At 56.3% G+C, this 18692-nt stretch carries 13 protein-coding genes and 3 pseudogenes; 8 read left to right on the top strand and 8 right to left on the bottom strand.

Annotated features, from left to right (window positions below; translation table 11 throughout):
• Nucleotides 1–853: 853 nt before the first annotated feature.
• Nucleotides 854–1561: a Crp/Fnr family transcriptional regulator gene (locus JJE66_RS16295; RefSeq protein ID WP_311979898.1), complete on the top strand. Its 708-nt coding sequence runs from the start codon at nucleotides 854–856 to the stop codon at nucleotides 1559–1561.
• Nucleotides 1562–1835: 274 nt separating this feature from the next.
• Here JJE66_RS16295 and JJE66_RS16290 read toward each other — a convergent pair whose 3' ends face one another.
• A complete protein-coding gene (locus tag JJE66_RS16290; RefSeq protein ID WP_200515188.1) occupies nucleotides 1836–2702 on the bottom strand; it encodes an MBL fold metallo-hydrolase in 867 nt (288 codons plus the stop codon).
• A 287-nt stretch (nucleotides 2703–2989) separates the two neighbouring features.
• Nucleotides 2990–3850: an ectoine/hydroxyectoine ABC transporter substrate-binding protein EhuB gene (gene ehuB, locus JJE66_RS16285; protein ID WP_200515187.1), complete on the bottom strand. Its 861-nt coding sequence runs from the start codon at nucleotides 3848–3850 to the stop codon at nucleotides 2990–2992.
• A gap of 615 nt (nucleotides 3851–4465) precedes the next feature.
• Here ehuB and JJE66_RS16275 point away from each other — a divergent pair.
• Entirely contained in the window at nucleotides 4466–4711 is a 246-nt protein-coding gene (locus JJE66_RS16275) for a hypothetical protein (protein WP_246756226.1), read from the top strand.
• Nucleotides 4712–4961: 250 nt separating this feature from the next.
• Here the strand turns inward: JJE66_RS16275 and JJE66_RS16270 are convergent, their stop codons facing one another.
• The gene (locus tag JJE66_RS16270; RefSeq protein WP_200515186.1) at nucleotides 4962–6350 is read right to left on the bottom strand and encodes an aminotransferase; all 1389 of its coding nucleotides are present in this window, start codon (nucleotides 6348–6350) and stop codon (nucleotides 4962–4964) included.
• Between the two features lie 9 nt (nucleotides 6351–6359).
• Complete coding sequence (locus JJE66_RS16265; RefSeq protein ID WP_200515185.1) at nucleotides 6360–7874, bottom strand: NAD-dependent succinate-semialdehyde dehydrogenase; 1515 nt, start codon at nucleotides 7872–7874, stop codon at nucleotides 6360–6362.
• A 157-nt stretch (nucleotides 7875–8031) separates the two neighbouring features.
• Here JJE66_RS16265 and JJE66_RS16260 point away from each other — a divergent pair, with 157 nt between their 5' ends.
• The 4 genes and pseudogenes from JJE66_RS16260 to JJE66_RS16245 all read left to right on the top strand — a co-directional run bounded on the left by JJE66_RS16260 (nucleotide 8032) and on the right by JJE66_RS16245 (nucleotide 11839).
• Nucleotides 8032–8508, top strand: coding sequence for an Lrp/AsnC family transcriptional regulator (locus tag JJE66_RS16260; protein ID WP_200515184.1), 477 nt, complete (start codon nucleotides 8032–8034; stop codon nucleotides 8506–8508).
• Nucleotides 8509–9151: 643 nt separating this feature from the next.
• Nucleotides 9152–10609, top strand: a pseudogene (locus JJE66_RS16255) (MFS transporter); the annotation flags it as partial.
• A gap of 61 nt (nucleotides 10610–10670) precedes the next feature.
• Nucleotides 10671–10787: pseudogene (locus JJE66_RS16250) on the top strand (IS3 family transposase); the annotation flags it as partial.
• A 275-nt stretch (nucleotides 10788–11062) separates the two neighbouring features.
• Nucleotides 11063–11839 (top strand): serine hydrolase, encoded by a 777-nt coding sequence (locus JJE66_RS16245; RefSeq protein WP_200515183.1) that lies wholly within the window; start codon nucleotides 11063–11065, stop codon nucleotides 11837–11839.
• Nucleotides 11840–12100: 261 nt separating this feature from the next.
• Here the strand turns inward: JJE66_RS16245 and JJE66_RS16240 are convergent, their stop codons facing one another.
• The 4 genes and pseudogenes from JJE66_RS16240 to JJE66_RS38930 all read right to left on the bottom strand — a co-directional run bounded on the left by JJE66_RS16240 (nucleotide 12101) and on the right by JJE66_RS38930 (nucleotide 16025).
• Nucleotides 12101–13279 carry a M20 aminoacylase family protein gene (locus JJE66_RS16240; RefSeq protein ID WP_200515182.1) on the bottom strand — a complete coding sequence of 393 codons (1179 nt, stop codon included), beginning with the start codon at nucleotides 13277–13279 and terminating at the stop codon, nucleotides 12101–12103.
• Between the two features lie 428 nt (nucleotides 13280–13707).
• On the bottom strand, nucleotides 13708–15300 hold the full coding sequence (locus JJE66_RS16235) for an ABC transporter substrate-binding protein (RefSeq protein WP_200515181.1): 1593 nt from the start codon (nucleotides 15298–15300) through the stop codon (nucleotides 13708–13710).
• A 196-nt stretch (nucleotides 15301–15496) separates the two neighbouring features.
• A pseudogene (locus tag JJE66_RS38935) lies at nucleotides 15497–15615 on the bottom strand (MFS transporter); the annotation flags it as partial.
• A gap of 161 nt (nucleotides 15616–15776) precedes the next feature.
• Entirely contained in the window at nucleotides 15777–16025 is a 249-nt protein-coding gene (locus JJE66_RS38930; protein ID WP_409362836.1) for an autoinducer binding domain-containing protein, read from the bottom strand.
• Nucleotides 16026–16866: 841 nt separating this feature from the next.
• Here JJE66_RS38930 and JJE66_RS16225 point away from each other — a divergent pair.
• Nucleotides 16867–17808 (top strand): ABC transporter permease, encoded by a 942-nt coding sequence (locus tag JJE66_RS16225; RefSeq protein ID WP_200515180.1) that lies wholly within the window; start codon nucleotides 16867–16869, stop codon nucleotides 17806–17808.
• Between the two features lies 1 nt (nucleotide 17809).
• Entirely contained in the window at nucleotides 17810–18691 is an 882-nt protein-coding gene (locus JJE66_RS16220) for an ABC transporter permease (protein ID WP_200515179.1), read from the top strand.
• Nucleotide 18692 lies beyond the last annotated feature (1 nt).

The following is an 18692-nucleotide window of genomic DNA, read 5'->3' as shown; positions in this document are numbered from 1 at the left end:
CTTGGTATCTTTGACCAGTCACCTTGGCGGCTTTGTAGATGCCGACGGAAGAGGGTCAGTCTGTGGATGGGCCTGAAGGCGGCATTCGCGCCACTTGGAAATACCAAGATAGATTTGGTCGTAACAGAATTCAGCACAGTTCAGTTAGGCTCAAGGCCCGTCGATTCGACGGCATTGCGGCTGGTTTCTACATCGAATCTGGGCGCTGCAAATTCGTCGCTTGCAGAAATCCGGCGGAATTGCCGCAAAGAAAGACGTGTATGGCCAGCCTGAGCCGGGGACTTGCGAGAAAACTGCGAGCAGACCTCATATCGTTTGTCGACGTTCAAATTCGACAATTCAGGCATCAAGACGGGCAACGCGTTTCCGGTACCAAACGGTAACGCGAATCCGTTCACGGTTAGCAGCATATTTGAAGCGACCAATGATTGATGGGATTCTTCAAAAATGGACGCAGTTCTACCGAAGATGCACGATGCGACACGGCACTCGGCTGCAGGCGTTGATCGTGTAGAGCTCTATGTTGTCGGGTGCTTGCCGATCGCAAAGTGCGCCAGTCAACTGGCCACGAATGCAGCCTCCTATGTCTTCTTTTGTCGACTGACCTGCGCGCGGCTTTATCGAGGTTCTAAGGCCACTGGTTACTCGATAAGTTTGGTCGAATTGTTCGTCGTCATCTTCCTCCCGCGACGGGCAAACACTGGCCGCTCCTTATGGGGCGCCTTTTTCCTCAGTGTTGAACCTTTCAAATGGCTCAGGGCCCTAGATCGAGTCGGATGATGTGACCCACGAACTGAACAGCCTACCGACGCTCCCATGGCCTGGCAGCGCGCGTCCAAGCACGCGATCTTTCGTGAAAAATTCCATTTTGGCGCGAATCCCTCTGCAAGATCTAGCTGCATTGGGAGAGTTCCTTGAGCCAATCGTGCTAAGAGAGCGAATGGTTCTGCATGAGCCTAAAAAGTCACTAGATTACGCTTATTTCATCGAGTCGGGTCTGGTTTCGCTGAGAATTGTCGCGGCGGGAAGTATTCTTGAGACGGCGGTGATAGGATATCATGGCGCAGTCGGCGCTTCGTCATTGCTGGGGGGGCATCTTTCGACGCATCAATCTGTGGTGCTTTTCCCGGGAAGCGCGCATAGGATTCGGGTTGAGGATCTGCGTCGAGTGATCAACGACCGGCCCCGGATCCGAGAGCAACTCTCGCGATATATTCAAGCGCTGAGCTTGCATTCTGCTCAGGCCGGATTATGCGGCGTCCGACACAATCGCGAGAAGCGGCTCGCGTGCTGGATTTGCTTAGCAAGCGATGCTGTTGATGCTGATGTGCTTCCAATTACCCATGACTATCTTTCGTCGGCCTTAGGTTTACGCCGCGCCAGCGTGACGGAGACGCTAATTCGGTTCGAAGAACAAAGGTTAATCCGCAAGATGCGTGGTGTTTTGCAGCTCGACGAACGCAAGTGCCTCGAACAGAAGGCATGCAGCTGCTACAAGCTTATCTCAGGCGCGTATGCTGCGTGTGAATCCACAAGTTCAGCTATGGGGCCGCTACTTTAGCAAGTGACCAAGCGTTCCTTGCCAGATCGGGCTTGGCGGCTGCATTCGTTTCGGCTGCGATGTAGATGCTGAGGCGCTACAGCTGGCCGCTTCAGGTTCCTCGGGCTGCCGATGGCGTCATGTCTGGATTAAGGAAACACTTGGACGCGATCCTGTCTCTCCAACCATGCGGCCGAAAGAGCGAAAGAGCGAGCGCAGCAGCGTTCGCGAAGGGACTTTACAATGTGCATCTGGGGAAGCGCATGATCTAACGTTCGAGCGTTTCCCCCTCAATTCAATTCGTTTCCAATCTAAAGCCGTCGCCCCAATGCTTGATACGACCGACCGATGGCGATGGAAAATGTATCGTACAGCAGAGGGTCGAGGTTTCGCAATAGCGAGTGAGCAGGTCCCTTCGAGATGCATTCGACTGCGCTTTGTCGTGTTCGAAATAAGGACTGATGTCTGGATAGCGCATCTGCAGCGGCGAATGCATCAGATCGCCGAGAATCACGACATGGTCGTGTCCGCGTCCAAGGCAGATGGCGACATGATCCGGCGTATGGCCTGGCGTTGGCAGAAAGCGGACATGATCGCCGAGTTGATGCGTGTTGCTGACGAGGTCCGCTCGGTTCGCCTCTACTATCGGAAGGACGCTTTCCATGAACGAATTTCTCCGCTCCTTGTCGTTCTCAGCGGACCAATAGTCGTATTCCTGCTTCGTGAATAGATATCGCGCGTTTGGGAACGTGGGTATCCAGCGCCCATTTTCAAGGCGAGTGTTCCAGCCCACGTGATCGATATGTAAATGTGTGCAAACGACATAATCAATGTCACCCACTGTCAAGCCGTGGACCGCGAGCCCGCGCATATAACTGTCGCTGGTTTGCATGTGCCAAGTCGGGTATTGAGGGAGCTGCTTGTCGTTGCCGATGCAAGTGTCGATCAGAATTGTGTGGTGCGGAGTGCGCACCACGTAGGATTGGCAGCATAGAATGAGAATGTCCTCGCTCGTCAGCGCCGTCGGGTGCATCCAGCTCCGGTTTTCGACGAGCAGTTCAGGCGTAAGATCGGGGAACATATCGCGCGCCGGCAAGGAGACTCCTTCCCTTTCGATGATGCGATAAACCGTTAGATCGTCGACCATGAAGCTCGTAGTCATGGCACTCCCCTCGAAACAGCCAGATTGTGGGTGTAGTCAACAAGTTACAGTCTAATTTGTACCGCTCAGAAAATACAGCATCTGTAAAAGATGCGGTCCGAAAGGCAATTCAGCAATGTGGCGAAGCAGCTGATCGGCTTTTTTATCAGTTTATCGCAGCAATATAGCGGGCGCCCGCCAGTGGGAAGAGCGGATGGCACTGCGTACATTCCTAGGATGGTGACGATCACGGTCGCACTAATTAGCCTGGACGATGGGGCGGAAACCAGGTTCTTGTGTACCACCGCTTAGCGATAGTTATTAGGACATAGATCCTTTGCTGTCAGGCTGTCCGGCGCGATATCGGAGGCGGTCAAGCCGTATCGTGCGGCTATTGTCGTTACCGTTCCTTCAGCTCTCCGCTTTGCTAGGCTTTCATTGTAAAGATCGCGCAATCGCGCATCTTCCGGTCGAAACTCGACCGCCGTGTAAAAGGCTTGTTCGCGGCCATTCTCAACTAAGCCGGTGAACGGAATCGCGCGCTCCAGCTTCCCCTTAAGGTTCGGATCTTTAAGTGTGGGTATCACGGCTGGCGTTGGATTCATCAGAACGTCGATCCGACCGGCCAACAGCGCACTGACGAGCGAGTCTCCATCCGGAAACAAAAGCATGCGGTCTTTGGGAATGCCAGACTTGATGGCATTATCAACTTCAATGCTAGCTCGCGCAGTGCCCATGCGTAGGGCCGGGTTTCTGGCCACATCGGCATAGCTGTGAATGTTATGAGGATTGCCTGTCTTCACGAGCGCGGCGTCTCCGATGGCCAGATCGGGATTACTGAAAATCACTTGCTCACAGCGCACCGGGGTGATGGCCATGCCGCACGCGATAACGTCAATCCGCTTCGACAGTAGGCTTGGAATAAGAGCTGGCCAGTCTACTATCGCAAAGTCAATATTCGCGACTCCGAGGGGGCCGAGAACTGCCGCAATCAGCTCTGGATGAAAGCCGGTGACCTTTCCATCCTGACCAACAAATCCCCAAGGCTCCCCGTTGAAGATACCGATGGTGATCTTCCCTTCTTTGAGAACCCGATCTGTGATCGATTGCGCGCTAACGGCTGAAGCGCCCGCACCGGACACAGCCAGGGCCGCGCTCCCAATCAGCACGGTTCGCCTACTGAATTCTGAACATCCCATTTGTCGCCCCCTAGTCAGCTTCAGGACGCGACGATAATAGGTATACACGTTATGTCAACTGGGCTTATTCCGGTCAGCTTGTCAATATCAACCCCATATTGCCTGGGTCGGCCGGCAACCCATTCAATGCGCTGGGGGGCTGCCGCTGCGTTGGCCTGCGACATGCTTCCAGTTTGCACTGATTCAGACAGGGTGGCTCCTTGCGGATCCCCGCAACCTCGTGCGGGGTGGTTGGTTTCAGGCCGTGGTCCGGGCCATCGCTAATGATGCGCGGACCTCCCGGGTGATCGGGTTTGTCGGTGCGCAGGCCAATGTGTCAATCGGCCCTTTAATTGCGGGCTTGTTGTCAAGTGACCTTTCTTCTCTCCATGGACACGCCGGCAGCGATTGCTCCGTCGGAGCTGGTCGGGGTGCTTGCTACATGGCGCTGTTTCTCCCCCAATCAATGCGCCAAAGATTCCTCGAACTGCATCAAAAGTGAGTCAGAGCCAAATTTGAACACGATGACGTAATTGCGGTTGGCGCTCGGGAGGAAGGTACTCTCGCTATTGTCAAGCTCTCGCAATCAAACGATTCGGAGCAGCTATGATGAAGCAATACGTTGGGCTGGATGTCTCACAAAGGGAAAGGGCGATATGCGTAGTCAGCGAGATGGGACAAGTAATCTTCGAAGGAAGGGGCAAATCTGATCCGGGCGCGTTGACCGGCCAGTTACGCAAACATGCGCCTCATGCCGAACGCATCGGATTCGAAACCGGCGCGATCGCAGCTGGATCAAGGAGTATGGATTGTTGTTCCCTCGCGCAATGGGCCGCCATCAACGTCGTTTAGATCAGGGAAACGGGTATCTGTTCTGACCGTGTGCTGCAAGAACGTACGCCTTCTACTTACACTTCCCGATTCGTGCCCCGTCGTTTCAAGCGATTTGTGGATTGAACAGCTCGCATTCGAATGCGGCCCGTCAGCGACCAGCAAGGGAGGCGCTTAGTCGCATTTCCCGTGCCGCATCCACTTTTGAGGAAGAACTCTTGCTGATCGCGGGGCCGGCCAGCACGGAAAGCTTCCGCGCTCACGAGACCGCCTATTTATTCGCGAGTTCGTCCATCACCTGTTTGGTGGCCTGATAGGCTATCTCAACGATTTCGTCGATCTCAGCCTCGGACACGACGAGAGGCGGTGCAAAGCCAAGGATGTCTCCATGCGGCATCGCTCGTGCAATAAGCCCCCGATCACGAGCCGCCTTTGAAATGCGGGCACCGACCTTCAGCTCCTGATCAAATCGCTTTTTTGTCTGCCGGTCCGCGACATACTCGATCGCCCCGAGCAAGCCCACCCCTCGAACTTCCCCGACGATTTCCAGCTGTGCAAATCGTTCCTTGAGTCGCTTTTGAAAGTGCGCGCCGACGGTTCGGGCTCGATCGCTTAGTCGTTCCTTCTCGACGATGTCGAGGACCGCATTGGCTGCTGCTGCTGCGATTGGATGGCCGGAGTAAGTATATCCATGGGAGAATGCTCCGACGCGATCGGCGGCTTCCTCCATGACCTTGTAAACTCTCTCGCCGACGATGGCTCCCGAGAGCGGCATGTAGCCGGATGTCAGCCCTTTGGCGACTGTGACAAGATCTGGTTCCATCCCGTACAGCGTGCTCCCGAAGTCCGCGCCGGTGCGACCGAATCCGCAGATGACCTCATCGGCAATCAAAAGGACGTCGTACCGTCTGAGCACCGCCTGGATTTCATGCCAGTAACCCGCAGGCGGCGGCGTGATGCCACCCGTGCCGAGTACCGGCTCAGCAATGAATGCACCGACCGTTTCTGGGCCCTCTCTCACGATCAACTGTTCGAGCTCGGCCGCTCGCCGGCGAGAAAAGTCCTCTTCCGTCTCGCCCGGTTCAGCGCCCCAATAGTGATGCGGCGCGCCTGTATGCAGAACACCCGGGACGGGCAGGTTCATGTGATCGTGATAAAATGACATGCCGGTCATCGAACCGGAGATCACCGAGCAACCATGATACCCGCGCTCACGCGAGATAATTTTCTGCTTCTTGGGCTGGCCGCGTAGATTGTTGTAGTACCAGACAAGCTTTGCTTGAGTCTCGTTGGCATCCGATCCCGAGAGCCCGTAGAATACTTTGCTTGCCTTGCCAGGCGCCATGCGCACGAGGCGGTCCGAAAGCGTGGCGAGCTCTTCGGTCGTGTGCGCTGCATATGTGTGGTAGTAAGCCAAGCTGTAAGCTTGGCGCGCGATGGCTTCGGCCACCTCGGTGCGACCGTAGCCGATGTTTACACAGTATAGGCCGGCAAAGCCGTCAATATAACTGCGGCCCTCTGCGTCCTTGATATTAATTCCCTTCCCACCAGTAACGATCGTCGGGTCACCAATCTTACCGGTGGCGAATTCCTTGAGCTGGGTGAAAGGATGCAGAACACTCGAGCGATCCCGTTCAGCAATGGTCTTGATGTCAATCATGTCGCCCTCCTAAGTCGCCAGGTCGCCGAAGCAGACGTATTTCAGTTCCATATATTCAGCTAATCCATGCCGCGACCCTTCGCGTCCGAGCCCAGATTGTTTCCATCCCCCGAACGGAATGGGTGGCCCAGTAAATGAAGCAGTATTGATACCGAGCATGCCGCATTCGATCCGCTCTGACAGTCGCATCGCGCGGCGTAGATTGTCCGTGTAGACGTACCCGGCGAGCCCCATATCGCTAGAGTTTGCTCGGGCGACAACCTCTTCTTCTGAATCGAAGGGAAGCACAGCTGCGATAGGCCCGAATGTCTCCTCGCAAGCGATGAGCATGTCCTCGGTGACGTCGCTAAGTAACATCGGAGGAACGAAATTGGGACCCAAACTCTCACCCCGCTGCGGCGAGACAACGCGCGCCCCTTTCTTCGCCGCATCCTCGATGTGAGACCTGCATTTGTCGGCGACTGACAACTTGGTCATTGGCCCGATATCCGTTGTAGGATCCAGACCATGCCCAATTCTCAGTTGGGCTATCCCGGCTGCGAACTTATCAACGAAGGCGCTATAAATGCTTCTTTGCACGTAGATGCGGTTAGCAGCCAAACAGTCCTGACCAGACGTAGCAAATTTTGCTGCCATCGCACCCTTGACGGCCTTCTCAAGATCGACATCGTCAAACACCAGAAAAGGAGCATGCCCCCCCAACTCTAGCGATACCTTCTTGACGCTCTCGGCTGCCCCCTTAAGAAGCAAACGGCCCACTTCTGTAGAACCCGTAAACGAAAGAGCGCGTATTCTTGTATCGCTCAACAGGGGCGTGGAAAGTTCGATCGGATTGCCGACGAGCACCTGAAACACGCCCGGTGGGAGCCCAGCTTGCTCGGCCAGCCTGGCAAGCGCCAGCGCGGATAGCGGCGTCTCGGGAGCAGGCTTCACAATGATCGGACATCCGGCAGCGAGCGCGGCCCCCGCCTTCCGTGTGATCATCGCTATAGGAAAATTCCACGGCGTTATCGCCGCCACGACACCTACTGGCTGCATTCGCACGTGAAGCAGACTTCCAAGCTTATGGCTCGGGATCGTCTCGCCGTATGCGCGCTCCCCCTCTGCTGCGAACCACTCAAGAAAGCCAGCACCGTATGCAATTTCCTGGCGCGCCTCAGCAAGCGGCTTGCCTTGCTCGCTCGTCACCAGGATCGCGAGTTCCTCCTTGTGCTCGAGCATCAATGAGGCCCAAACTCGGAGAATCGCACCTCTCCTTGCCGGCAACAATTCTCGCCATACGGGAAAAGACCGCTCAGCCGCAGCTATCGCCTCCTCCATCTCTGCGGCGCCGCAACGAGCCACATCCGCGATCTTCTCACCCGTCGCGGGATCGATCACATGGTCTCGCTCGCGGCCGGCCACCCACTGACCGTCGACGAGCGCCCCTCCCGCCAGAAAATCACGACGGCGCAGATTTTGAAGATACTTGGTAGCCAGACCGACCGCGTGCGGACGTTTGTGCTGGGTACTTGGAAACGCCATTTGGGGGCCCTACGCGGTCATTTTGTTGAAATTGCCCATGAATTCAGGATACTGATAATGCATAGAGATTTGCGTCGCATTTCCCCGACGCTCGGACGATTTCCTGCAACGCACATGCACGTCGCGACGGAATGCACCTGAAGGCTGGAGCCCAATCATGCCATACGACCGGATAGACGCCCGCATCCTGGAGATCGTCCAGAAGAATAACCGGCTGACTTCCGAGGTCATCGGTGAAATGGCTGGGCTTTCTGCTACGGCGTGTCAGCGCCGGTTGAAACGACTCCGTTCGGATGGAATCATCGAAGCCGACGTCTCGATCGTTTCAGCGAAAGCGGTGGGAAGGCCTATTCAGATGCTTGTGCTGGTGAGCCTCGAGCGAGAGCGCTCAGACATCATCGACAAATTCAAGAAGGCCATCAAATCGTCAGCTGAGGTCGTCAACGGGTTTTACGTCACCGGCGACGCGGATTTCGTTCTCTACATTACCGCCCGTACCATGGAGGATTATGAGCATTTCACGCGTCGATTCTTCTATGAGAACTCGGATATCAAAGGCTTCAAAACGATGGTCATAATGGATCGTGTGAAGACAGGTTTTGCCATTCCGATTGAATCTCCGTCCGAGGATTGAGCGGGCGCATACTTCCCTCTGGTTACTCATCTGCGGTTTTTCATCGCTCATTCGCTTACAACGCCAAAAACAATCGCCTCGATGCTCTACTCTGCTGGCTGGCACGCTTTCTTGCGGTTTCCTTTCGGATTGATTTTTCAAGGCAGGTCCAGCTCGACCAATTGGCTTGTCAATCGATCGCATGAGCCATCCACTCTGACGAGACGATGCAAAATACAAGAACTTGGCGGAAGTTCCTCTGCAGTTCGCTGGACGAAGTGGCTGCACATGCTCCGGCGGACCGTGGCGGCAAAGCCGAGGGCCGCTACTCCCCACAAATGGTATCAATGTCGAGGTCGGGATCGCGGCGACTGGTCTATGCCGCGACAGCGGTGCGTCGGCTTACCAAGAGCGTGCCACATCCAAACCACCTCACTGCTTCGTCGCAGGAATTGACAAACCAACGACTTCGCTCGAGTTCACCCACACGAGGCGGGCAGAATCACGTTCCACGGCTATTTCAGGGCATTGGTCGTTGCTATAAGGTCTTCGCACTCGAGCTGCGCAAATCAGATGAAATGTCTAGCCGTTTCCTCGAGGCCAAGCTTCTTGGACCATCAACGGCCGGGGCAATCCAATCGTCGGATGCGAGGCAGGGGCCGAGATGACCAATTCGTCCGCGCGGAAGACGTTTAGCGCAGATGGCATCACCGCACCGCTCCACGGTCTCACCTTCCGGCGCATCTGGCTAGCAAGCGTGCTCGCCAATCTGGGCGCTCTCATTCGGAGCGTCGGCGCCGCTTGGGCAATGACGCAGATGACATCGTCGGTAGACAAGGTCGCTTGGTGCAAACCGCTCTGATGTTGCCGGTCATGCTGATCTCGATGCCGGCCGGTGCGATCGCCGACATGTACGACCGGCGTATCATTGCACTGGTCTCGATCGGTATCGCGCTCGCCGGCGCGACCGCACTGACGGCGCTCGCTTGGCTTGACTTAGTCACGCCGAATTTGTTGCTGGCATTGTGCTTTGTAGTCGGCAGCGGCATGGCCCTAGTGGATCCGGCCTGGCAATCCTCGGTCAGCGAACAAGTGCCTTTGGAAACCCTCCCGGCCACGGTGACGCTGAACAGTAATCAGCTACAACATTGCGCGAAGCGGTCGGTCCGGCCATCTGCGGTATCGTGGTCGCAACCGCGGGTGCGGTTGCTGCATTCGCGCTCAATGCCTTGCTTTATCTTCCGCTGATCATCGCGCTGTTCCTATGGAAGCGCATCTCTGTACCGAGTCGCCTGCCGCCTGAAAGGCTCAGTCGCGCTATCGTTTCAGGTGCGCGCTACATCATCAACTCGCCGTCGATCACGATCGAGCTGGTTCGCTCCATGGTGATGGGTGTGATCGGCGGCGGGATTATCGCGCTCATGCCCATTGTAGCTCGCGACCTGCTTCATGGTGGCGCACAGATGTATGGCACTATGCTCAGCGCCTTTGGTCTCGGCGCGGTGGTCGGGGCACTCAATATCACCGAGCTGCGCGAGCGCATGGCTGGCGAGGCGGCAATCCGAGCCTGTGCTCTTTCGATGGGCGGCGCTATTACCGCAGTCGCGTTGAGCGGCGAGCCGGTATTGACGGCAGTTGCGCTGTTCCTCTCGGGCGCAGTGTGGATGATCGCGTGGGCGCTGTTTAACATTGGGGTACAGCTGGCGGCGCCGCGTTGGGTCGCCGATCGATCACTTGCGGCGCACCAGGCGGCCGGATCGGGCGGAATTGCCATTGGAAGCTGGGCTTGGGGTTATCTGGCCGATGTCACGGGTATACACAAAATTCAGCTGGTTTAATGCTTGTAACACCGATCTTGGGGCTCTGGCTCCCGATGCCACGCATCAGCGCTCGTGAGCAAGACGCCGAGATGCTGGCCGATCCTGAAGTTCGGCTCGAACTTTCCGGACGCAGCGGCCCGCTTATGGTTGAGATTGAGTACCGCGTTTCGCGGGAGAATGCACGGGCGTTTCACAATGTGATGCGGGACGTGCAGCTATTTCGCTAGCGCACCGGCGCTTATGGCTGGTCTATCGAACGCGACATCGCCCACCCCGAACTTTGGACTGAGCGCTATCACTGTCCGACATGGCTAGATTATCTGCGACAGCGCAACCGCTCGACTCAGTCGGAGCGCGCCCTAGTATTTGCCCATCGGCCGCGGCTTTCTCTATCTCGTCGCGATCATCGACTGGGCGAGCCGTGCGGTTCTGGCGTGGCGGTTGTCGAACACGATGGACGTCTCGTTCTGCGTGGCGGCTGGTCAGGGGTAGCCCGACGTACTGGCCTCTCTGTGGGCGTGGGTTAGATACCGTAGTCGCCGCATAAAACATGCAAGAACTGGGCAAAAGTCGCTGCCAAACAGTAAAGGGTTGCTTTACGATCAATTAGAGCAACTTTCTGTGAAGGCGAAACCGCATGAGAAAAACGATCGACGGGAGCCTGCCGGCGAAAGCCACGGTTCTTGGCCTCGTGAGCGACGTGGAATCTTCAAGCCGTTCCGGCGCAATCGCTCTCGCCAGAAAGTGGACCGGAGATGTCGTCTTTGCGGGATGCAACATCTCAACAGGCAAAAATTGCTTGGCGCGCGGAGAAATCGACTCCGACTGCCAGCTGCATCAAGCTTCAGATCCTTATAGCGTTGTTGAGTGAGGTCGAGAAGGGAAATCAGTCTCTCGATCAGACCATCTCCGTGAAAAGCAGCGATCTTGTCGGTGAATCGGGCGTGCTGAAGCACCTTTCGCCCGGCATAACTATGCCTCTCCGCGACGTGGCTACGCTCATGATTATTCTGAGCGATAACTCCGCCACAAATATCGTGGTTGATTTGATTGGGTTGGACACGATCAATCGCGTGATCGCCGAAACCAACCTTAGCTCGACGCGTCTCGTCAATCGACTCGACTTCGAGAAGATCGGCGACGATCCTACGAAATTTGCAGTGAGCGCCGCGAATGACTTCCTTACGACCCTAATCGCTATTGCCAAGGGGCAGTTGATTAGCGTTCGGGCTTCGCAAACCATCTACGAAATCATGTCGCGCCAGCACTATTTAGACCTTTTGCCGCGCAAGTTGCCCTACAATCCCTATGCGCGCGACCGCGGCACCGAACTCGAACTGGCGGTCGCCGGCAAGACAGGTTTTTTTTCGGGGTTTCGCGGCGATGCAGTCATCGTTGAGCGCCTGGGCGTAAAGGTGGCGATGACTGCTTTCGCGACTGGTGCGGACCCGTCGTTTCGGACCGACAACGCGGTCGCGCGTTTCATGGGTGAACTCGGCGAGGCACTTTTCGCCGACCTTTCAGCCAGCTGATCGCCGGCGCGACGGTCGTAATTGTGGCGCGCCTGTTCGGCGTTGTGCAGGGTAAATGCGGTACAGTGAAGGGCGGAGCTTTCGAACTTTCGCTTCAGGCAGGTTCTGCGTTTGCGGATTGTGAAATCGACGGACGCATCTTCGCGTTCACCCTAGTAATTGTTCAGGCATCTGCACCACCTGTCGACGACGTTAGGACCCAACGGCTCCGCCGGGATCGTTGATTGCTTCAGCTGCCGCCGGCTCTTCACTCATATGAACCTAGACGTCACCGCGAAGCGCGGTTTCGACGAGCCTTATCCAGAACGACGTACCGTGAAGAATTGCTTCATCATTAAAATCGTAGCCAGGATTATGAAGTCCTGCGCTGTCGCCGTTGCCGCAGAAGATAAACGCGCCAGGTCGCGCCTGCAACATGTAGGAGAAATCCTCGCTTCCCATGTGCAGGGGTGCCTCGACCACATTGCCTTCACCTGCCACTTCCTTCGCCACATTGATCGCGAAGCGGCTCTCTGCTGCATGATTAAACGTCACGGGGTAGCCATCCCGGATACTAAGGTCTATTTTTGCTCCGGTTAGGCCAGCGACGCCGTTGACCACCTCACCAACTCGCTGCCTGATAAACTGACGCATTTTTGGGGTCGTCGTACGAATACGGCCGTTGAGGTCCGCTTTTTCCGGAATGATACTGCCCGAGTTGCCAGAATTGAATACGCTGATTGAAAGTGTAGCCGGCTCGCGCGGATCGACGTTTGAAGCAACGATTTGCTCTAGCGCGGTGATCAATTGAGCTCCGACGAAGACCGGGTTGATACATTCGTGCGGATTTGCGGAATGCCCTCCGCGCCCTTGGATACTAATACTCACCGGATCCGCTGCCGCCAGAGTTGGGCCCTCGCGCAGCGCGAAAGTACCAACCGGAAGGCCAGGTTGGTTGTGCATGCCGAAGACTTGACCAATCCCAAAACGCTCCATCAGACCATCTTCGATCATCGCTTTGGCCCCAGCACCACTCTCTTCCGCCGGTTGGAAGATTATGACTGCTGATCCAGTAAAGTTGCGCGTTTCGGAAAGATAGCGAGCGGCACCCAACAGCATTGCTGTATGTCCGTCATGTCCACAGGCGTGCATAACGCCCCGAGTCTTGGAGGTGTAGGGTAGATTTGTCGCTTCCTCGATCGGCAACGCATCCATGTCAGCACGCAACCCAAGCACCTTCATGTTGCGATCAGATTCAGCTCCTCTGCCCCTGATGACGCCTACAACGCCAGTTTTGCCGAGGCCCGTGACCACTTCGTCGCAGCCGAACTCACGCAGGCGCTCGGCCACGAAGGTGGACGTACGGTGCTCCTGGTACCCCAATTCCGGATGAGCATGAAGGTCTTGGCGCCACGCTTGAATGTCGGGACGCAGGCCGGCGATGCGGTTAACGACGGGCATGCGAAAACTCTCCTTAAACAGGTGAAACTTGCGTAGACGTCTACGCAGGGTGGGCTGCGACGCACTAGCCTTGTAAGTCAAACGGCTTGTTTCGCGCGGACGACTTTTGCGAGGATTCAGCTCTAGCGAAAGCTTTGGATCGGCATGCTGGTTCTACAGTCTGCGAAGCTGGATCGTCTGCGGACAGCCCGTGCACGTGAAATGCTACGACTCAACTGTTTGCCATCAGTACTAAAGGCGGCGCCGTCACATGGCTCGTTGTGAGCGGGGCACTTTGGATGAAAGGTGCACCCGCTCGGAAGATTGACAGCAGTCGGCACCTTGCCTTCGATCGGTACCTGCCGCAAAGCCCACACCCGAACCGGCGCAGCGGTCGCCATGGTCAGCGCCTCTGGCCGGTTTTGGAGAGTGTCCGGATGGGCGAGCGCTCATTGCGCTTTCTGCATGTTCCAGAACGGGCGCAACCCAGGTGCCTTGATCAGCCCGGTGAGTGTCTTGCGGTGAGCGACGGGAGAGACGCCCTGGCCCAAAAAAACGGCGCCGACGAAGTCCCACCACAACCCCTGCATTCTACGCGCCAGTTCCTTTCGCTCTTCGAGCGAATCCACGTCAGGCCATTTCGCGCGGAGAGCTTCATAGTCGTCATTTCTCGGCCATCCAGACCACGCTTTCTCTCCATCTGCTTGGAGAAAAGGAGTGCCGACCGGATCCTCCAGAGCCTGGTTCGGCCAACCTGATATAAAAATGCTCCAACCGCCCTTATCAACGGGTGACTTGTTCGGGTGAAGTGCCAAGACCTGTGCCCAGTCCATCGCAGCAAGTTCGACATTAACTCCGATCTTGCGCAACGAACTCGCCACGATCTGCGCAGGATCGTGCGCCCAGGCCGCATTTGTGGGATCAAGAATAACGACCTTTTCCCCGGCGTATCCAGACTCCTTGAACAGTTGCTTAGCTTTCTCCGGATCCCCGCCTTTTTTATACCATCCCGTGTTTTCGTCATTGGTATAAAGTGTATTGTTTCCAAATATCGAAATGACGCGTGAGCCGTATGCAGCGGGGCGCAGGCGCAAAAATGCTTCCTGATCAATGAGGTGGAGCATCGCTTGCCGCGCCTTCACGCTGTCAAAAGGCTTCTGCAGACAGTTCATCCGGACAAAAAAGTCGATGCCCGCATTGTCCACAATCTCAATTACGAGATTAGGATCGCTCTCGATTACTGGAAGTAGATCAAGCAAAGGGAACGCGAGGTCAAGCTCGCCTGTTTGCAGCGCCCCAAGGGCGGTCTGCTGATCGGCAATGTTCTGCCAAATCATACGATCGACCTTGACGATCTTTCTGCCCGCAAATGCGTCCGGCGCCTCTTTGCGGGGTACATATTTTTCATTGCGATCATAAGTAAAGCTCGCCCCTGGATTAGCGAGAGCCTCATTGAACCTAAACGGCCCTGAGCCAATGTTCGCGGTGACTTGTTCGGTTGCGGGGCGGTCAGCGTCCTTTTCTCGCATGATAAACAGAGCAAGCCCCGAACTCGCCAAGATATCTATGAGAATTCCAAGCGGCTCCTTGAGGACGATCGAAAACCTTTTGTCGTCCTTTTTCGAAACATCCTTGGCTCTCTCCATGATCAACCGCCCGCCGGGGTTAACCTGTGCCCAGCGACGGATCGAGGCCACACAATCCGCGGCGGTTACGGGCGTTCCGTCGTGCCAGCTCAAGCCGTCCCGGAGTTCAAATGTGTAGGTCTTCTTATCGTCCGAGATCGCCCAATTCTCCACCATCTGAGGCTGGGGCCTTCTTTTCGAGTCCAATCCGAATAGCACATCGTAAATGGCCAGAGCATGATTATGAGTGATGACACCCGTCGAAGCGACCGGATCGAAGCTTCGGAGATCGTTCATTTGCATGCGCACGGTCCGCGCGGCTGTTGGTGCCGCCTGTGCCCGCTCGATTGATGGCAGGGACACCGCCGCCCCTCCAGCCAACGTCATTTTGACGAGTTCGCGTCGCGACATTCTCATAGCTATGTCCCTCGCAGTCTGCTGCGATGAGGATGCTTGACGATGGGACGCCTAAATAAGCAATTTCGGCCCGCGTACGCTTGAATTATGCATAGACTCGAAGGAAATGCAGTTTACCTGCGCCTACGACTTCGGGCGTAAAGCCATACGTCTACCGGTTCAATCCCAATCTAAACGCGATGAGGAGCGAAGACGTCGCGTTGAATGCGAACGCCGCAACAATCCCTGTAGGGTCTCAATGATGCGGCCGATGGCCGGACCGACCCTTCGCAAAATATTATAGCTGATTCCATTATGAGCTACGGCCGCTGCCAGGACAACTCAGACACGAGGCTCATGCGCGCACATGAATATAGGCTAGCTAGCGCCAAAGCCGCCGGCGTCGGATCCGATCCCACGCTGGGATCTCCGCTCCCGACGGCTTCGGCGTTTCCATGCCGAAATTAGCTGCCTGCGATTAGATTAGCTGCCTGCGATTAGAATTGCTGGATCTCGCCCGAGCTCCTGCGCACACCGCGCTCCTCAGCCGCCAAGGCAAACATCCGCATGCTGCGCTTAGCGGTCGTCACGACAAGGCGATGATCGTGTGTCGCTTTGCAAAAATAGAGGTTCAGCCACTCCGCTGGATAATCGCTGAAAGCAGCCGCATCGTTCGCGTGAACCTGAATGTAGGCATAGCGACCGAAGCCGGATGAGACAGTAAACCTCTTGAGCGCGTTGAGGATGGAGCGGTCGTCATGCGTTAGATCGACAGTGCCGATAAATTCCTGCAGTTGTAAGCCCGAGTATAGGCCCTCCGTCGAGGAATTACTGACCTTCCAAGGGAGGTCGCGTTAACGTGGATCTTCGAAGAGTCGTGACTGAGCGTTGTCTGCTCAAATCTGAGTCTCAGCCGATTGGCAGAGGCTTTGGTGTTGGGACGCGGCAATGGCCCAAGGCAGATGCCGACCAGCCCCTCTTACGCAGTCAAAACCTCGGTAATTCGCCTGAGGTCAAGGCTTTCGTCTTGGGTGGCCATTCCACCAGCCCGCAGTTCCTGAACACTTTCTTCGCTTCATCCGAGTGCCCCTCGACTTCACTCGCGGGTTATACTTTCGAAGGATGCGGACGAGGAGCGGCGAATTTGCACCTGCGAGTTCTCACGCAATTGCCCGCATGCCGCGTCGCCGAACTGCCCCGACCCAGATCCGACAGCCAACAAGTTCAATTCTCGCGTCACCCGAGTCCGTGCGGATCGCAGCTCGGACGAGGGAAATCCGGAATCTTGCTTAAATGGATCGAGCGACGCAGAATTAATGCGTCAATCCGCTTTGCTATGCATCGATCCGTTCAGAATAACGTTTACGTTCTGATATCTAACCAGAAACGACGTGCGACAATGCACGAAGCAGCGATTGCGTCGCAGCAAGGGAGGATGGTAAGCATGATGGTCTGTCGACGCGACCTCATCAGAGGCGGCCTGCCAGTAGTAGCGGCTGTATCAATCGTCCGGCGCGAGACGCTCATCGGCCTCGTTGGCATGCCTCAGATCGTTCCGACGTGGAATATGGGGGAGGCCTGACGCTGATGCTTGTTTACATTCTTCGCAGGTTTGTTTCGACTCTTGCTGTTATGGCAATCGTCGGTGTGTTCGTCTTTTTGTTACTCAGACTTTCTTCTGGTGATCCTGCGGCCGTTATTGCGGGCGACACTGCGACACCGCAGATGATCGCAGCCATTCGCGAAAACTTGGGACTGAACGATCCTCTGCCAGTTCAGTTCGTGCATTGGGCAACCGGCATGTTGAGCGGCGATTTTGGGATCTCCATTTTTACGGGGCGCCCCGTTCTTGAGCTGATCCTGCAGCGCCTGCAGCCGACGATCTCGCTATCGATCTTGACGATGATTGTTTCGGTCGCGATCGGTGTCTCCTTCGGCGTCTTTGCTGGTTGGCGATCTGGTGGCTTTCTCGATCGCTTCCTCTCGGCCTTAACGGCAGTTGGCTTTTCTCTTCCGACTTTTGTGACAGGCTATTTTTTCATATACTACGTCGCAATCAGGGCGCGCTGGCTCCCAGTTCAAGGTTACGCGCCGATTGAGCAAGGAGTCGCGCCCTGGTTTGAGCATCTGATTCTGCCGATTATGGCATTGAGTCTTTTCTACATAGCCTTCATCGCCCGGATCACGCGTGCAAGCATGATCGAAGTTCTATGGGAGGATTTTATGCGTACGGCGGCCGCGAAGGGCGCTTCCGCATATGCCATGCTTTTTCACCACGCTCTGAAGAATGCAGGTGTCCCAATCCTCACTGTGATAGGCCTGAGCTTCGCCTCTCTGATCGGTGGTGTCGTCATTACGGAAAGTGTGTTCAACCTACCTGGTGTAGGTCGTTTGACCGTCGATGCGATCAACAACCGCGATTATCCAATCATTCAAGGTGTGCTGATCCTCGCTTCGGGCGTGTACGTTCTGATCAATCTCGCGGTCGATCTCACTTACACTTTGATCGATCCGCGCATCCGGTATTGACATGTCTCTTATCTCCGCCTCAGTTGACGCCGCGCCGATGGGCCGGCTGCGCTTCTCCAACTTGCCTCGTTTCGCACGGCGGCATCCGCTGCTATTTGTTGGCGGCGGACTTTTGACGGTCTTGATCATTCTGGCACTTGCCGCGCCGCTTTATGCCGGTGATCCCCTGAACATGGATCCCTTCAAGCGTTTTCAGTCGCCTTCTGGAGTGATGTGGCTCGGCACGGACAATCTGGGCCGGGACGTGTTCGCGCGTACCGCATTCGGCGCGCGGACCTCCCTTCTAGTTGGCCTGATCTCGGCGGCGAGCGTGCTCACCAGTGCTATTTTTGTTGGTGTTATCGCGGGCTACAACCGTGTCGTCGACAGTATCCTAATGCGGATCATGGATGGCCTCATGGCGATTCCGACGATTCTGCTAGCCATGGCGCTTGTTTCTCTGACGGGGGCCGGGGTCGGTATCCTCATCTTCGCCATCACGATCACCCATATCCCGGGCACCGCGCGGCTCGTTCGTTCAGTTGTTCTCAGTGTTCGAGAGCGCCCCTATGTTGAGGCCGCGCTCTGCGGCGGTGCGCGTCTGCCGAAGGTGCTGTGGCGGCATATTCTCCCAAGCACCATTCCGACGCTGATGGTCCAGGGTGCAACTCTCTGCGCGGGTGCGATTCTGACCGAGGCCGGGCTCAGTTTCCTCGGCGCGGGCGTGCCGCCCGAGATTCCGAGCTGGGGCAATATGATCGCGAGTTCTCGCTTGTATCTGGCGATCGCCCCGTGGTCGGTCTTCGCCCCGGGCATCTGCCTTGCTGTCACCGTCCTTGCCGTCAACTTGCTCGGCGATGGCTTGCGCGACCTGTTCGATCCCCGCGTAAAGCGGGGGCGCTGAC

The sequence above is a fragment of the Bradyrhizobium diazoefficiens genome (assembly GCF_016612535.1).
Classification (GTDB): Bacteria; Pseudomonadota; Alphaproteobacteria; order Rhizobiales; family Xanthobacteraceae; genus Bradyrhizobium; species Bradyrhizobium diazoefficiens_C.
The sequence above is the reverse complement of the archived record's forward strand: the minus strand, read 5'-3'. Positions and strand labels throughout refer to the sequence as shown.

Coding starts and splice junctions, on each gene's coding strand:
- JJE66_RS16290 (WP_200515188.1), bottom strand. CDS start 2,702: ATGACTACGAGCTTCATGGTCGACGATCTAACGGTTTATCGCATCATC.
- JJE66_RS16275 (WP_246756226.1), top strand. CDS start 4,466: ATGATGAAGCAATACGTTGGGCTGGATGTCTCACAAAGGGAAAGGGCG.
- JJE66_RS16270 (WP_200515186.1), bottom strand. CDS start 6,350: ATGATTGACATCAAGACCATTGCTGAACGGGATCGCTCGAGTGTTCTG.
- JJE66_RS16265 (WP_200515185.1), bottom strand. CDS start 7,874: ATGGCGTTTCCAAGTACCCAGCACAAACGTCCGCACGCGGTCGGTCTG.
- JJE66_RS16260 (WP_200515184.1), top strand. CDS start 8,032: ATGCCATACGACCGGATAGACGCCCGCATCCTGGAGATCGTCCAGAAG.
- JJE66_RS16245 (WP_200515183.1), top strand. CDS start 11,063: ATGTCGTCTTTGCGGGATGCAACATCTCAACAGGCAAAAATTGCTTGG.
- JJE66_RS16240 (WP_200515182.1), bottom strand. CDS start 13,279: ATGCCCGTCGTTAACCGCATCGCCGGCCTGCGTCCCGACATTCAAGCG.
- JJE66_RS16235 (WP_200515181.1), bottom strand. CDS start 15,300: ATGAGAATGTCGCGACGCGAACTCGTCAAAATGACGTTGGCTGGAGGG.
- JJE66_RS16225 (WP_200515180.1), top strand. CDS start 16,867: ATGCTTGTTTACATTCTTCGCAGGTTTGTTTCGACTCTTGCTGTTATG.
- JJE66_RS16220 (WP_200515179.1), top strand. CDS start 17,810: ATGTCTCTTATCTCCGCCTCAGTTGACGCCGCGCCGATGGGCCGGCTG.